Source organism: Pseudonocardia sp. 73-21 (assembly GCF_001899645.1).
Lineage (GTDB): Bacteria > Actinomycetota > Actinomycetes > Mycobacteriales > Pseudonocardiaceae > Pseudonocardia.
Map to the genome: position 1 here is coordinate 21,198 of NZ_MKVV01000057.1, position 15,037 is coordinate 36,234.

Consider the following 15,037-nt stretch of genomic DNA (forward strand, 5'->3'; position numbering starts at 1 on the left):
GCTGCGCCTGTGGAGCTGACCCCGCAGGCCCTCGCCGTCGCCCTGGGCGTCCCGCCGCCCACCGACGAGCAGGCTGCGGTGATCTCCGCCCCCGCCCGTCCGACGCTGGTCGTCGCGGGTGCGGGGGCGGGTAAGACCGAGACGATGGCGGCGCGCGTCGTCTGGCTGGTGGCCACCGGTGAGGTGCTGCCCGAGCAGGTGCTGGGCCTGACGTTCACGCGCAAGGCCGCGCAGCAGCTCGGGGCCCGCGTGCGGTCGCGGCTGCGGCGTCTCGCCGGGTCACGGCTGCTCGACGAGCTCGACCCGAGCGGCGAACGCCGGGCCGCGGTGCTGGCGGGCGAGCCGACCGTGGCCACCTACCACGCCTACGCGGGCCGACTCGTCGGCGAGCACGCGCTGCGGCTGCCCGCCGAGCCCGCGGCGCGGCTGCTGGGCGAGACGGCGTCCTGGCAGCTCGCGCACCGCGTCGTCACGAGCTGGGCCGAGGACCTCGACGTCGACCTCATGCCGGCCACCGTCACCGAGCGGCTGCTGTCGTTGGCCGGTGAACTGGGCGAGCACCTCGTCGACCCGTCGGCCGTGCGCCGGCACGCGGAGCTGTTCACCGACCTTCTCGAGGGCGCTCCGCGCGGCAAGGGGCAGCGCGCCGAGCCGTCCCAGACGTACCGGAAGTGGATCCAGACCCAGCACACGCGCGTGGCGCTGCTGCCGCTGGTGGAGGCGTTCACCGCGCGCAAACGGGCCGAGCGGGCGGTCGACTTCTCCGACCAGCTCGCCGTCGCCGCCCAGGTCGCGGCCGCCCATCTCGAGGTCGGGGCGGCGGAGCGGGCCACCTACCGGGCGGTGCTGCTCGACGAGTACCAGGACACCGGCTACGCCCAGCGCGTGCTGCTGCGGGCGCTGTTCGGCACGGTGCCGGGAGAGCCCGTGCGGGACGACGGACCGGCGGTCACGGCGGTCGGCGACCCCTGCCAGTCGATCTACGGCTGGCGCGGGGCGAGTGCGGGCAACCTGACGCGCTTCCGCACGGACTTCCCGGCCGGGGAGGGGGAACCGGCCGACCAGTACGGCCTGCTGACGAGCTTCCGCAACCCGCCGGAGGTGCTCGACCTCGCGAACGTGGCGTCGGCCCCGCTGCGAGCCCTGCCCACTCATGACGAACGGCACGCTCGTCAGAGGGGACCGGGCCCCGCACACGTCGACGTGGGAGAGCTGCGGGCCTCTCCGCACGCGGCCCCCGGCGTCGTGCGTGTCGCGATGCACCCCGACGTCGCCGCCGAGCTCGCCTGGATGGCCGACGCGGTCGCCGAGCAGTGGCGGCTCGCGTCCGACGCCGGTGCCGAGCCACCGTCGTCGGCCGTGCTGGTGCGGCGCCGCGCCGACATGGACCCGATCGCCGCCGAGCTGCGGGCGCGCGGGCTGCCCGTCGAGGTGGTCGGGCTGGGTGGGCTGCTCGACACGCCGGAGGTCCGTGACCTGGTCAGCGCCCTGCGACTGGTCGCCGACCCCCTCGCCGGGCCCGCGGCCGTCCGGTTGCTCACCGGGGCGCGCTGGCGGCTCGGCGTCGCCGACCTGGCCGCCCTGTGGGCCCGGGCCCGCGAGCTGGTGCCCGACCTTCCGTCGCAGCGGGGGCCGCTGACCCCGGCGGAGCTGGCCCTGGGCGCGCTGCCCGGAGAGCAGGCGGAGCAGGCCGGGCTCGTCGACGCCCTCGACGACCCGGGCGGGCCCGAGCGCTACTCGACTGCCGGGTTCGAGCGCATCGGACGGCTGGCCCGCGAGCTGGGCTGGCTCCGCTCGCGCGCCGGTGCCCCGCTCACCGACCTCGTCGCCGACGCCGAGCGCGTCCTGCTGCTCGACGCCGAGACCGCCGCGCGTCCGGGACCGGTCGGCCGGGCCCACCTCGACGCGTTCGCCGACGTCGTGGCCGACTTCGCCTCGGGCGCGGAGGTGTCCACGCTGCCGGCGCTGCTGGACTACCTGGAGGCCGCGGAGAAGGCCGAGGACGGGTTCAGCCCGGGTGAGGTCGAGGTCACCCCCGACCGCGTGCAGGTGCTCACCGTGCATGCCGCGAAGGGGTTGGAGTGGGAGGTGGTGGCCGTGCCGCACCTCGTCCACCTGGTGTTCCCGGGTCGCAAGATCGGCGGCACCTGGCTGACGAGCCCGGCCGAGCTGCCCGTCCCGCTGCGCGGCGACGCGGCCGACCTCCCCGACATCCAGCTCCCCGCCGGCAGTGCTGATGCGCGCTCCGCCGACGCGGCGCGCTGGGACCGCAAGCAGCTCGAGACCGTCGTCAAGGAGCACTCCGAGGCGCTCGACGAGCGGCGGCTCACCGAGGAGCGGCGGCTGTTCTACGTCGCTCTGACCCGGTCCGAGCGGGTGCTGCTGCTCTCGGGGCACCGCTGGGGTCCTGCCGGGGACAAGCCGAAGGAGCCGTCGGAGTTCCTGGTGGAGGCCGCGCAGGTCCATCCCGCGGAGGTCTGGGCCGAGGAACCCGCGGACGGCGAGGCCAACCCGGCCCTGCTCGACACGCCCGAGGGGGAGTGGCCCGCCGACCCGCTGGGCTCCCGCTCGGCCGACGTCCACGCCGGCGCCGACCTCGTCCGGGCGGCCCAGCGCGACCGCGCCGGCCCCGGCGAGCAGCTCGACCTGCTCGGCGACGAGCCGCCGCCCGACGAGGACGAGCTCGATCCCGAGGGCTGGGCCGCCGACGTCGACGTGCTGCTGGCCGAGCGGGCCGCGGCCCGGGCCCGGCCCACCGTCGCGCTGCCGTCGCAGCTGTCGGTGGTGCAGCTCGTCGAGCTGGCCGACGACCCCACGGCGCTGGCCGCACGCCTGCGCCGGCCGCTGCCCCTGCCGCCCAACCCGCACGCCCGTCGCGGCACGGCGTTCCACGCCTGGCTGGAACAGCGCTTCGGCGCCGCGCAGCTGCTGGACCTCGACGAGCTGCCCGGCGCGGCCGACGAGGGGGCCGCCCCCGATGACGCGCTGGAGGAGCTGCAGGAGGCGTTCCTCGCCTCGGCGTGGGCGGAGCGGCGGCCCGTCGAGGTGGAGGTGCCGTTCGAGACCGTCGTCGCCGGGGTCGGAGTGCGCGGGCGGATGGACGCGGTCTTCGCCGAGCCCGACGGCACCTGGACCGTCGTGGACTGGAAGACCGGCACCCTCCCCGACGACGCCCGCCTCCCGGCGCTGTCGGTGCAGCTCGCGGCCTACCGGCTGGCCTGGGCGTCGCTGGCCGGCTGCGAGCCCGGGAAGGTGCGGGCGGCGTTCCACTTCGTGCGGCAGAACGTCACGCTCAGCCCCGCCGACCTCCTCGACGCCGACGGCCTCCGCGCCCTCCTGGCCTCGGTGCCCGCCGGTTGACACCCGCGAGTCGGCGGTTTCGCGTGTACGAGTCGCCGGTTCCGGGGCTCAGCCGAGCAGATCGACCAGCTTGGTCATCGTGTTCCAGTTCCGCGCGGTGACGGTGACGCCGAGGTGCTTCTCCGCGTACGTGGCCACCGGCGGCGCCTCCATCGACCCGTCCGGACACCACTGGTAGACGACCCGGTCGCCGAGCCGGGCCCGCTCGGGGTCCAGGGCGACCGGATCGTGCTCGGCGAGCAGCGCGGGGTCGGGCGCCGCGTCCAGGATGTGCGCGAACATCCGCGAGCCGTTGTCCGCGATCTCGACGAACGGGTGACCGTCGACGATCGCCCGCAGCCGCTCACCGGTCAGCACCAGGCACCGGACATCCATGGCGAAGCGGTCGGCGATGGCTGCGTGGATCCGCCCGGCGTGCTCGTCGGGGTCGCCGTCCTCCCCGGTGACGACGGCGTTTCCGCTGTTCAGCAGGGTCTTCACGTCGGTGTAGCCGAGGTCGGTGAGCATCACCCGCAGGTCGGCCATGGCGATCCGCTTGGCCTTGCCCACGTTGATGCCGCGCAGCAGCACGACGTACCGGGTGCTCACCGTACGGCGTCCTTCCGGACCTTCATCGCCCACAGCACCAGCGGGATCTGCAGCGGCAGGCGGCCGTAGGCGATGGCCTGCTCGCGCGGGGAGCGGTCCGACCAGTCCACGGCCATCGTGATGTTCGCGGGCAGCACCGCCACGAACAGCGCCGCCGCGGCCAGCCCGCCGAGTCTCCTCGTCCTCGGCGCGGCCACCGCGGCCGCGACCCCGAGCTCGGCGACACCGGAGGCGATCGTCCAGAACCGGGCGGTACCGGGCAGCTGCCTCGGCACGATGGCGTCGAAGAACGCGGGGATCAGGAAGTGCAGCACGCCGCCCCCGACGAGGAACGTGCTCATGGCGACCGCGGCGCGCTGGCGGGGGAGCGTCATGGCGGTGATCGTCGCGCGGCTACCCTCCGCGGGTGCGGACAGAGCGTCGTAGGCCGATCGCCGATCCGGCGCTCGTCGGGCCGGTGCGGATGCCCGATTCCACCGTCACCCCGATCGTCTCGCTGCTGCGCCGCCTCGCCATCGCGCTCGGTGCGCTCGTCGCCACCGCCCTGATCGTCTACTTCGGACGCGCCGGGTACCTGGACAACAACAGCGACACCCCGATCAGCCTGGGCGACGCGTTCTACTACGCCACGGTGTCGGTCTCCACCACCGGTTACGGCGACATCGTGCCGGTCAGCCCGACCGCGCGGTGGATCACCACGATCTTCGTCACGCCGCTGCGGCTGATCTTCCTCATCACCTTCGTCGGCACCACCGTCGAGTTGCTCACCGAGCGGTCCCGGCAGTCGTTCCGCATCCAGCGCTGGAGGTCCCGCGTGCGCGACCACACCGTCGTCGTCGGCTACGGCACCAAGGGTCGTGCGGCCGTCGAGACCCTGCTCGGCGACGGGGCGGATCCGGGGAACATCGTCGTCGTCGACACCGACCGGGCCCAGCTCGACGCCGCGTCCGCGCTCGGGCTGGTGACGGTCACAGGCAACGCCACGCGGTCGTCGGTCCTGCGGATCGCGGGGGTCCCGAACGCCAAGGCGATCGTGGTGGCCACCAACCGCGACGACACCGCCGTGCTCGTGACGTTGACCGCGCGCGAGATGGCCCCCACCATCCGGATCGTCGCGTCCGTGCGGGAGTCGGAGAACGTGCACCTGCTGCGGCAGTCCGGCGCCACGTCGGTGATCGTCTCGGCGGAGACGGCGGGCCGGCTGCTCGGCGCCGCCACCACCACGCCGAGCGTCGTCGAGGTGATCGAGGACCTGCTCACCCCGGACGCCGGGTTCGCCATCAGCGAGCGGGAGATCGAGGACTCCGAGATCGGCGGGTCGCCCCGTCACCTCGCCGACATCGTGCTCGGCGTGGTCCGCGGCGAGACCCTGCACCGCGTCGACGCCTCGACCGTCGACGCCCTGGAGCGCGGCGACCGGCTCCTCTACGTCCGCAAGGCGAGCCAGCCCGACGAGAACTGAGCGTTGCGCGTGATCGTGGCCGGCCGCACGTTCCGGCCCTCGCCACGGCGGTGACGTGCGACGCGTCGCGATCATGATGACCCTGCTCCCAGCGTGACCGGCGCCGGTCGCACCTCAGCACCGTGTTCCGGGCATCGACGTGCGGTCGATCACGATCATCGCGTGGCCGGCAGCGGACCGGCGGGGTGACACGGCGAACTCGTCGTATCGGGACGGTCAGCTCGCGGGCGGGAGCTGCAGGAGGGCACGGACGACGGAGGTGGCGGCTCCGCGCAGCGCGGCGTCGGCTCCGAGTACGGAGCTGCGGATGTCGACCGGCGGGCTGGTCAGCACCCGCGTGTCCAGCTCCGCCGCCACCGCGTCGCGCAGGGGCGTGCCGAGGCGGGCGTAGAGCCCACCGAGGACGACGGCCGGGACGTCGAGCAGGTTGACCGCACCGGCCAGGGCGACGCCGAGCGCCCGGCCCGCGGCGTCGACGGCGGCGGCGGGGACAGCGTCGTGCTGACGGGCGAGCAGGTCGTCGACGTCGGTCGCCCCCGCCGCCGCGAGCAACGCGTCCTGGCCGGCGGCCTGCTCCAGGCACCCGCGACCGCCGCAGCTGCACCGCGGCCCACCGGGATCGACGACGACGTGCCCCAACTCGCCTGCGCGCCCGCCGGCTCCGCGGAACAGCCCGCCGCCGAGCACGATCGCGCCCCCGACGCCGATCTCGCCCGAGACGTACAGCATGTCCGGCGGGCCGCCACCGCACCACAGTTCGGCGAGTGCCGCGAGGTCGGCCTCGTTGCCGGTGCCGACCGGGAGCCCGCGCAGCAGCCCGGACAGCTCGGCGGTGACGGGGACGTCGATCCAGCGGGGGAGGTTGGGGGCGCGCTGCAGCTCGCCACGCGGCCCGACGACGCCGGGCAGCGCGACGGTCGCACCGACGACCGCCAGCCCGGCCTCGGCGATCACCTCGGCGGCCAGCGCGGCCGCCGTCCGGAGCCCGACGGCGGGGGCCCGGCCGCGGTGGTCGGACTCCGCGGTGCGGACGGCCCGCACGGCCCCGGCGAGATCGACGACGCACGCGCCGACGTGGTCCACCCCGATCTCCACGCCCAGCCCCGCGGGCCCGGAGCGGTTGAGCTGCAACGGGTTCGCCGGCCGTCCGGTGCCACCGCGGGCGGCGGCCAGCTCGGTGACGAGCCCGCCGTCGAGCAGTTCCTCCACCAGCGACGAGACGGTGCCGCGGGTGAGTCCCGTCCGTGCCGCTACGGCCGCCCGCGACACGGGCTCGCCGTCGGCCACCTCACGCAGCACGAGCGCGAGGTTGTGCCGCCGCACGCCCGCCGCCCCCATCGGCCGCACCTCCCCCCGCGAGTGCGCGATCCCGCCGCGCGAGTTCGCCGTTCCACCGCGCGGGTTCGCCATCTCACCGACCGAGTTCGCCGTCTCGCGGCTCATCCGAGCCGGCCCACGCGACGATCGGGCGAACTGGGCCCGCAGATCGGCGAACCCGCCGGGCCATCCGGCGAACTCCCGCGGTCAGGTGGCGAACTCGCCGGGCCACCCGGCGAACTCGCCGAGCGGGACGGCGAACTCGCCGCGTGGGATGGCGAACTCGCCGCGTCGGATCGGTCGACCCGCGGGGGGACGGGGGTCATCGCCGGGGCACCGTCAGGTCGCGGGCTTCCGCGTAGCGGGCGCGGACCACGGGGGTCGGGTCGGCCTCGAACGTCTCGGTGTCCGCGGCCGCCCACCCCGGCGGCGCGTCCGAACCCGCCAGCACCCACGCGGCCTGACGGGCCGCGCCGTCGGCCACGTACTCGCCGGGCGTGGGCCGCAGGACCGGCCGGCCGAGCACGGCGGGCGCGATCTGCGCCACCGCGTCCGACCGGGCCCCGCCGCCGATGAGGAACACCCGCTGCACCGGGACCCCGGCCGCCACCAGCGCGTCCACGGCGTCGGCGAGGCCGCACAGCAGCCCCTCCACCGCCGCGCGGGCCAGGTGCGCCGGCGTCGAGGTGCCGAGCGTCAGGCCGTGGAGGGCGCCGGTGGAGTCGGGCCTGTTCGGCGTCCGCTCGCCCTCCAGGTAGGGCACGAGCACGAGCCCGCCCGCACCCGGCGGCGCCGAGAGCGCCAGCCGGGAGAGCCCGTCGTGGTCCACGCCCAGGAGAGCTGCGGCCGCGTCGAGCACCCGTGCGGCGTTGAGCGTGCACACCAGCGGCAGGTGCTCACCGGTCGCCGACGCGAAACCCGCGATGATCCCCGACGGGTCCGCCGTGGGGGTCGGGCTCACCACCGAGACGACGCCGGACGTGCCGAGTGAGATCACGACGTCGCCGGAGCGGGCGCCCAGCCCGAGCGCGGCGCCCGCGTTGTCGCCGGTGCCCGGGCCCAGCAGCACCCCGTCCGGCGTCCGGCCCGCCGCCTCGGCCGGTCCGAGCACCCGCGGCAGCAGCACGTCGTCGCGGCCCAGGCCGAGCCGCAGCAGGTCGCGGCGGTACCCACCCGTGGTCCCGAAGTACCCGGTGCCCGACGCGTCGCCGCGGTCGGTGACCAGGTCGTCGAGGTTCCCCGTCCCGCGCAGCTTCCAGGTCAGCCAGTCGTGGGGCAGGCAGACGGCCGCGGTCGCGGTGGCGTTCGCGGGTTCGTTGCGCGCCAGCCAGCGCAGCTTCGTGACCGTGAACGAGGCGACCGGGACGCTGCCGATCGCGTCGGCCCACGCCGTCGCTCCGAACTCGTCGACGAGGTCGGCCGCCGCGCCCGCGGAGCGCGTGTCGTTCCACAGCAGCGCCGGTCGGACGACCTCGCCGGAGCCGGAGAGGCACACCATCCCGTGCTGCTGCCCGGCGACGGCGATCGCCTCGACCCCGTCGAGCCCGCCGGCGTCGGCCACCGCGGCCTGCAGGGCGTCCCACCAGGCGGCGGGGTCGACCTCGGTGCCGCCCGGGTGTTTCGCACCGCCCTCGCGGACGAGGGCTCCCGTGGCGGCGTCCCGGATGACGATCGTGCAGGACTGCGTGGACGAGTCGACGCCGGCGACGAGCCGCGGCGCTGGTGGTTCGCTCGCGCGCCCGCTCACCGCGCCCCCATCAGGTGCTCCACCGCCAGCTGGTTGAGCCGGCCGAAGCCGTAGCCGCGCTCCCCGGCCTTGTCAGCGTCGTACTCCTCGAAGGCGGAGCGGTCGGCCACGAGGTCGGCCAGCGTCTCGCCGTCGGCCAGCGTGGGCTTCGACAGTTCCGCGACGCCCGCCGTGGCCAGGGCCTCGATCACCTCGGGATCGGCCCGGAAGGCGGCGGCGCGTTCCTTGAGCAGCAGGTAGACGCGCATGTTCGCCGCCGCCGAGTCCCAGACACCCGTGATGTCCTCGGTGCGCAGCGGCTTGTAGTCGAAGTGCCGCGGCCCGTCGTAGGACGGCCCGCCGCCCGGGGCGCCGTGCTCGATGAGGTCCACGAGGGAGAACGCGTTGATCAGGTCGCCGTGGCCGAAGATCAGGTCCTGGTCGTACTTGATGCCGCGCTGGCCGTTGAGGTCGAGGTGGAAGAGCTTGCCCGCCCACAGCGCCTGCGCGATGCCCGCGGAGTAGTTGAGCCCGGCCATCTGCTCGTGGCCGACCTCGGGGTTCACGCCGACGATGTCGCCGTGCTCCAGCCCGGCGATGAACGCGAGGGCGTGGCCGAGGGTGGGCAGCAGGATGTCACCGCGGGGCTCGTTGGGCTTGGGCTCGATCGCGAAGCGGATGCCGTAGCCCTGCTCCTTGACGTACGCGGCGAGGGTGTCGATGCCCTCGCGGTAGCGGTCGAGCGCGGCCTGGATGTCCTTGGCCGAGTCGACCTCGGCGCCTTCGCGGCCACCCCAGAACACGTAGGTGGACGCGCCGAGCTCGGCGGCCAGGTCGAGGTTGCGCACGATCTTGCGCAGCGCGAAGCGGCGGACGCCCCGGTCGTTGCTCGTGAACGCCCCGTCCTTGAACACGGGGTGGGTGAACGTGTTGGTGGTCATCATCGGCACCACGAGGCCGGTCTCGTCCAGCGCGGCCCGGAACCGGGCGATCAGCCGGTCACGCTCGGCGGCGTCCGACCCGAACGGGATCAGGTCGTCGTCGTGGAACGTGACGCCCCAGGCGCCGAGGTCCGAGAGTCGGTGCACCGACTCGACGGGGTCCAGAGCGGGCCGGGTCGCGACGCCGAACGGGTCGGCCGCCGGCCAGCCGACCGTCCAGAGGCCGAAGCTGAAGTGGTCCTCGCGGCTGGGCTGCGGCGCCATGCCGACTCCTTTGTTCAGGTATCGAACTAATAGGGGCACGGTAGCGTGCCGGACGTGCGCTTGGCTACGTGGAACGTGAACTCCGCCCTCTCCCGGCTGCCGCGGCTCCTGCCCTGGCTCGACGAGCGCGCGCCCGACGTCGTCTGCCTGCAGGAGACGAAGCTGTCCGACGAGGCGTTCGCCGAGACCTTCGACGAGCCGCTGCGCGAGCGCGGCTACGAGGTCGCCCACGTGGGGGAGGGCCGGTGGAACGGGGTGGCCCTGCTCTCGCGCGTCGGCCTGGACGACGTGGTGCGCGCCCTGCCCGGCGTGCCCAGCTTCGGCGACGCCGTCGAGGCCCGGGCCGTCACCGCCACGTGCGGCGGCCTGCGCGTCACGTCGGTGTACGTGCCCAACGGCCGCACCCCCGACGACCCGCACTACGCCTACAAGCTGGAATGGCTGGCGGCGCTGGCCGCGTCGGTGACGGACCCGGCCACCACCGTGATCGCCGGCGACATGAACATCGCCCCGGCCGACGCGGACGTCTGGGACCTCACGCAGTTCGTCGACTCGACGCACGTGACGCCGCAGGAGCGCAAGGCCCTCACCGCGTTGCAGGACACCGGCCTGCACGACGTCGTCCGCGACCGCTGGCCGTCCGAGCGCATCTACACGTACTGGGACTACCGCGCCGGCCGCTTCCACCAGGACAAGGGCATGCGCATCGACCTGGTGCTCGCGGGCTCCGACCCGGCCGGCCGGGTGCGGGCCGCGTGGATCGACCGGCAGGCGCGCAAGGGCAAGGGCCCCTCCGACCACGCGCCGGTGATGGTGGACCTCGACACGGCCCCCGACGGCGACCTCGGCCCGGTGGTCCCGCCGCCCTCGGCCCGGAAGTAGCGCCTGCCGACGCCCGTGCGCGGATATCGGTGCTGGAGCACTGATATCCGCGCACGACCCCGGTCGCTCGGCGTGCCGCGCCATGATCGTCGGGAGTGGTCAGGGGCGGCCACATCGGGCGCCGTGTGCCCACTTCCGGCGATCGTGGAGCCAACACCGGACGCTCCGTCGGCCCACGCCGACGCTGCGGATCGCCGCAGCGGGCGTGCTCGCCCCGCCCGACCTCGTCATCGGCCGGGTTCGCGCCGGCCGCGGTGGTGCCGGTCCCCTGGGCCCGCGACGATGCCCCGACGTCCCGCGATGCGCAGGGGCCGTGAGAATCTGGCGGTGTGAGCACCACCGAAGCCGCCGCCGTCCGCGATGCCGCCCTCCGCGCCGCCGCCGCCGCGCCGGGGGTGCGGGCCGCGGGGGGAGAGGCGGTCGACGCCGCCCTGCGCACGGCCGCCGTCCTGCTGCGCGAACGCACCGGCCGGCTGCTCGCGGCCAACGCCGAGGACGTGGAGGCCGCCGAGCAGAACGGCATGGCGCCGGGCCTGCTCGACCGCCTGCGGCTCACCCCCGAGCGCCTGACGGACATGGCCGGCCAGCTCGACGTCCTCGCCGCCACCCCCGAGCCGCCGCTGCAGCGCGAGGTCCGGACGCTGCCCACCGGGGAGCGCGTGTTCGAGCGGCGCGTGCCGGTCGGCGTGATCGGGGCGGTGTTCGAGGCCCGCCCCAACGTCACGGTGGACGTGGCGTCGCAGGTCCTGAAGGCGCGCAGTGCCGCCGTGCTGCGCACCGGGTCGGCCGCGCTGGGCTCCGCCCGGGCGCTGATCGACCTCGTCATCGCCCCGTCCCTGCGCGAGAACGGTGTGCCCGAGGCCGCCGTCCAGCTCGTCCCGACGCCCGGCCACGCCGGCGCCGAGGCCCTGGTCGGCCTGCCCGATCTCGTGCCGCTCGTCGTCGTCCGGGGAAGCGGCGAGGTCACCCGCAAGCTGTCGGCGATCGGGGCCGCGGCGGGTACGCGCGTGCTCGCCCACGCCGACGGCGGCGGCGTCCTCTACCTCGACGCGAGCGCCACCGAGGCCGAGACCGAGCGTCTGGTCACCGAGGGCACCGATCGGCTCGGCGTCTGCAACCGGCTCAACCTGCTGCTGATCGACGCGCCCGCGTACGACCGCCTGTGGCCGGTGGCGGAGAAGGCGCTGCGCGAGCGGACGATCGAGCCGTCGCTCCCACCGCACAGCCACCCGCTCGGCCACGAGTGGGCGCTCGACTCCGGCGCCGAGGCCCACGTCACGGTCACCACCGTCGACGGGCCGGTGGACGCCGCTCTCACCGCGGCCCGCGAGACCTCGGGCCTCGCCGCCACCGTCTGCGCAGCCGACGAGAAGGCGGCCACGGCGTTCATCGACGCCTACACCGGCACCGGCGTGTTCTGGAACGCCACCACCCGCCTGCTCGACGGCTACAAGCTCCTCGGCCTGCCCGAGACCGGCATCAACGTCGACCACACCCCCGGCCCACGCGGCCCGGTCACCTACCTGGACCTGAGCCTGCGCCAGTTCGTGGTGCTCCCCGCCTGACGGCGGTCGTGCGCGGATATCAGGGCCCCGGCACTGATATCCCACCCGCTTCAGCGCGTACGGGGGGTGGCACGGACCTCGCGGGCGGTGCGCCCGAACCGTGCGCGGAACGCCCGGCTGAAGTGTGACGCGTCGACGAAACCCCACGAGAACGCCAGGTCGCTGATGGTGCGGTGACGCAGCGCCGGATCGCAGAGGTCGGCGCGCACGGCGTCGAGGCGCTGCGCCCAGATCCACTCCGCGATCGAGCACGGCTCCCCGGCGAACGCGCGGTGCAGCGTGCTCACCGACGTGTGCAGCTGCGCGGCGATCACGGCGACCGTCAGCCCGGGGTCGCGCAGGTGCGCCCGGGCGACGGCCCGCACCTGCTCCCGCCGCGCCTCGGCCGACGGCTCCGGCACCGCGCCGCCCAGCGAGCTCAGCCCGGCCACCACGATGTGCTCCACGCTCTGGGCCACCGCGGCCGCGGCGGCCGGTTCGAGCACGCTGATGTCAGCGGCGAGCGTCCGGATCATCTCGATCATCAGGTGCCCGGCGCCGCGGGAGCCGCGCACGCTGCGGGCGGTGAGCTCGGCGGCGTCGCGCAGCTGGGAGCGCAGGGTGGGCCCGGGCAGCATGAGGACGTACTGCTGGAACGCGCCGTCGAAGTCGAGCTGGTAGGGGCGCGTGGAGTCGTAGAGCGCGAAGTCGCCGGGGTGCAGCTCGGCCGTGCGGTCGTCCTGCCTGATGCGCCCGACGCCGGAGGTCTGGATGCTGACGAGGAACCAGTCCTCCGCCGCCCGCGCGATCAGCGACGGCGTGCGGCACACGCGCTGCGCGGTGGCCGTGACGCGGGAGAGCTCCAGCGTGGCGAGCGAGTCGACGCGTATGTCGCCCACGACGTCGTCGCCCGGCGCGTCGCAGGACAGCTGGACGTAGGCGTCGGAGACCGCGTCGTTCCAGTAGGCCAGCCGGTCGCGCGCGTCCACCTCGTCGGTGGTGTGCAGGCGCGCCATGCGCCGACGGTAGGGACGGGGCCCGGACCAGGCAAGACCCAGGGACGTCGCTGCGTCGCAGAGTCAACAAGACGGACACGCACGGACCAGCGACGGGCCGTGGGCCCCGCCACGCTGATGCGCATGAGCATCGACCACCCCCGGTTCCGCGCCGCCGCCGTCCAGGCCGCGCCCGCCTTCCTCGACCTCGACGCCGGCGTGGACAAGGCGATCGCCCTCATCGCCGAGGCCGCCGCGAACGGCGCGAAGCTGATCGGCTTCCCCGAGACCTGGCTGCCCGGCTACCCCTGGTTCATCTGGCTCGACTCCCCGGCGTGGGGCATGCAGTTCGTGCAGCGCTACCACGACAACTCGCTGGTCTACGGCTCGCGCCACGCCGACCGCCTCGCCGCCGCGGCCCGCGAGCACGCGATCACCGTCGTCATGGGCATCTCCGAGCGCCAGGCCGGCAGCCTCTACATCGCGCAGTGGATCATCGGCCCCGACGGCGAGACGATCGCCCGGCGCCGCAAGCTCAAGCCGACCCACGTGGAGCGCACGGTGTTCGGCGAGGGCGACGGCTCCGACCTGTCGGTCTACCCGACGCCGCTGGGCCGCATCGGCGGACTCTGCTGCTGGGAGCACCTGCAGCCGCTGTCCAAGTACGCCATGTACGCCCAGGACGAGCAGGTGCACGTCGGCGCGTGGCCGAGCTTCTCGCTCTACGTCGGCGGCGCGTACGCGCTCGGTCCGGAGGTCAACACCTCGGCCAGCCGCGTCTACGCCGTCGAGGGTCAGTGCTTCGTGCTGGCCCCGTGCGCCACGGTCTCCCCGGAGATGGTGGAGCTGATGTGCACCGACGACACCAAGCGCGCGCTGCTGCAGCCCGGCGGCGGCCACGCCCGCATCTTCGCCCCCGACGGGCAGGAGATCGCCGAGGCGCTCGCGCCGGACGTCGAGGGCATCCTCTACGCCGACCTCGACCTCGGCATGATCTCGCTGGCCAAGGCCGCGGCGGATCCGTCGGGCCACTACTCCCGCCCCGACGTCACGCGCCTGCTGCTCAACAAGACCCCCGGCGACCGCGTGGTGCCGTTCTCCGCCCCGGGCGTCGAGATCGAGGGTGACATCGTGGCCACATCAGCAGGAGCGATGGCCGACATCAGGAGATAGCTCTTCCTGATCCCGGCGCCGGGAGCGAGGGTGGGCACGTGGACCTCCGATTCGACGGCCGCGTCGTGCTCGTCACCGGCGCCGGGCAGGGGCAGGGGGCGGCGTTCGCGCGCCGCCTGGCGGCCGAGGGCGCCACGACGATCGGCCTCGACGTCACGCCGGAGCCGGTCGAGGAGCTGCCCGGCGTCGACTACCGGCAGCTCGACGTCACCGACGCGCAGGCCTGGAAGGACCTCGACCTCGACCGCGTCGACGGCCTGGTCTGCAACGCCGGCATCACCTGGCGGGCCCGCCTCGGTGACGTCGACCCGGCCGGTCTCGCCCGGGTCCACGAGATCAAAGTGACGGGCACGGTGCTGGGCATCCAGACCGTCACCCCGCTGATGACCGCCGGCGGCGCGATCGTGGTCATCGGGTCGGTGGCCGCGCTGTCCGGGCACTACCCGCTGGCCTACACGGCCAGCAAGTGGGCCCTGCGCGGCGTGGCCAAGGCGGCCTCGCTGGAGCTGGGGCCGCGCCGGATCCGCGTCAACACCGTGCACCCCGGCTTCATCGCGACGCCCATGACCGCGTCGGCGCCGCCGGAGTTCCGGGCGAGCAACCTGGCCGAGACGCCGCTGGGCCGCCTGGGCACCGTCGAGGACATCGTGCCGATCGTGACGTTCCTGCTGTCGGACGACGCCTCGTACATCACCGGCGCGGAGATCGCCGTGGACGGCGGGATGAGCGCGCACGGCGGCGTCAAGTCCATCAGCGACGCCCTGCGCTCCACATGAGCCGCGCCG

Annotated in this window: 12 protein-coding genes; 6 read left to right on the forward strand and 6 right to left on the reverse strand. The window is 74.7% G+C overall.

The window, feature by feature from the left end:
- Positions 1-9 precede the first annotated feature (9 nt).
- Positions 10-3,360 (forward strand): ATP-dependent DNA helicase, encoded by a 3,351-nt coding sequence (locus tag BGP03_RS18185; protein ID WP_298795596.1) that lies wholly within the window; start codon positions 10-12, stop codon positions 3,358-3,360.
- A 48-nt stretch (positions 3,361-3,408) separates the two neighbouring features.
- Here the strand turns inward: BGP03_RS18185 and BGP03_RS18190 are convergent, their stop codons facing one another.
- Entirely contained in the window at positions 3,409-3,948 is a 540-nt protein-coding gene (locus BGP03_RS18190) for a DUF1697 domain-containing protein (RefSeq protein ID WP_298795594.1), read from the reverse strand.
- Positions 3,945-4,322, reverse strand: coding sequence for a hypothetical protein (locus BGP03_RS18195; RefSeq protein WP_296371622.1), 378 nt, complete (start codon positions 4,320-4,322; stop codon positions 3,945-3,947). The genes BGP03_RS18190 and BGP03_RS18195 overlap by 4 nt, the downstream gene beginning before the upstream one ends.
- 89 nt (positions 4,323-4,411) lie before the next feature.
- Between BGP03_RS18195 and BGP03_RS18200 the strand changes: the two genes are divergently transcribed.
- On the forward strand, positions 4,412-5,410 hold the full coding sequence (locus BGP03_RS18200) for a potassium channel protein (protein WP_296371847.1): 999 nt from the start codon (positions 4,412-4,414) through the stop codon (positions 5,408-5,410).
- Positions 5,411-5,626: 216 nt separating this feature from the next.
- Here the strand turns inward: BGP03_RS18200 and BGP03_RS18205 are convergent, their stop codons facing one another.
- The 3 genes from BGP03_RS18205 to xylA all read right to left on the reverse strand — a co-directional run bounded on the left by BGP03_RS18205 (position 5,627) and on the right by xylA (position 9,658).
- The gene (locus BGP03_RS18205; protein ID WP_296371624.1) at positions 5,627-6,853 is read right to left on the reverse strand and encodes an ROK family transcriptional regulator; all 1,227 of its coding nucleotides are present in this window, start codon (positions 6,851-6,853) and stop codon (positions 5,627-5,629) included.
- A 196-nt stretch (positions 6,854-7,049) separates the two neighbouring features.
- Positions 7,050-8,474, reverse strand: a complete 1,425-nt coding sequence (locus BGP03_RS18210) for an FGGY-family carbohydrate kinase (protein ID WP_296371627.1) — start codon at positions 8,472-8,474, stop codon at positions 7,050-7,052.
- Positions 8,471-9,658 (reverse strand): xylose isomerase, encoded by a 1,188-nt coding sequence (gene xylA, locus BGP03_RS18215; protein ID WP_296371629.1) that lies wholly within the window; start codon positions 9,656-9,658, stop codon positions 8,471-8,473. Before xylA ends, BGP03_RS18210 begins: the two co-directional genes overlap by 4 nt.
- A gap of 45 nt (positions 9,659-9,703) precedes the next feature.
- Here xylA and BGP03_RS18220 point away from each other — a divergent pair, with 45 nt between their 5' ends.
- Positions 9,704-10,540: an exodeoxyribonuclease III gene (locus tag BGP03_RS18220; RefSeq protein ID WP_298795591.1), complete on the forward strand. Its 837-nt coding sequence runs from the start codon at positions 9,704-9,706 to the stop codon at positions 10,538-10,540.
- A 329-nt stretch (positions 10,541-10,869) separates the two neighbouring features.
- The gene (locus BGP03_RS18225; RefSeq protein WP_298795589.1) at positions 10,870-12,105 is read left to right on the forward strand and encodes an aldehyde dehydrogenase family protein; all 1,236 of its coding nucleotides are present in this window, start codon (positions 10,870-10,872) and stop codon (positions 12,103-12,105) included.
- Between the two features lie 50 nt (positions 12,106-12,155).
- On the opposite strand, the gene BGP03_RS18230 is transcribed toward BGP03_RS18225, so the two are convergent.
- A complete protein-coding gene (locus tag BGP03_RS18230; protein WP_298795587.1) occupies positions 12,156-13,100 on the reverse strand; it encodes a helix-turn-helix domain-containing protein in 945 nt (314 codons plus the stop codon).
- A 123-nt stretch (positions 13,101-13,223) separates the two neighbouring features.
- On the opposite strand from BGP03_RS18230, the gene BGP03_RS18235 reads away from it, so the two are divergent.
- Both BGP03_RS18235 and BGP03_RS18240 read left to right on the forward strand, forming a co-directional pair.
- Complete coding sequence (locus BGP03_RS18235) at positions 13,224-14,252, forward strand: carbon-nitrogen hydrolase family protein (RefSeq protein ID WP_296371635.1); 1,029 nt, start codon at positions 13,224-13,226, stop codon at positions 14,250-14,252.
- A gap of 38 nt (positions 14,253-14,290) precedes the next feature.
- Entirely contained in the window at positions 14,291-15,028 is a 738-nt protein-coding gene (locus BGP03_RS18240) for an SDR family NAD(P)-dependent oxidoreductase (RefSeq protein ID WP_298795584.1), read from the forward strand.
- The last annotated feature ends 9 nt before the right edge of the window (positions 15,029-15,037 follow it).

Coding starts and splice junctions, on each gene's coding strand:
- BGP03_RS18235 (WP_296371635.1), top strand. CDS start 13,224: ATGAGCATCGACCACCCCCGGTTCCGCGCCGCCGCCGTCCAGGCCGCG.
- BGP03_RS18230 (WP_298795587.1), bottom strand. CDS start 13,100: ATGGCGCGCCTGCACACCACCGACGAGGTGGACGCGCGCGACCGGCTG.
- BGP03_RS18200 (WP_296371847.1), top strand. CDS start 4,412: ATGCCCGATTCCACCGTCACCCCGATCGTCTCGCTGCTGCGCCGCCTC.
- BGP03_RS18195 (WP_296371622.1), bottom strand. CDS start 4,322: ATGACGCTCCCCCGCCAGCGCGCCGCGGTCGCCATGAGCACGTTCCTC.
- xylA (WP_296371629.1), bottom strand. CDS start 9,658: ATGGCGCCGCAGCCCAGCCGCGAGGACCACTTCAGCTTCGGCCTCTGG.
- BGP03_RS18205 (WP_296371624.1), bottom strand. CDS start 6,853: ATGAGCCGCGAGACGGCGAACTCGGTCGGTGAGATGGCGAACCCGCGC.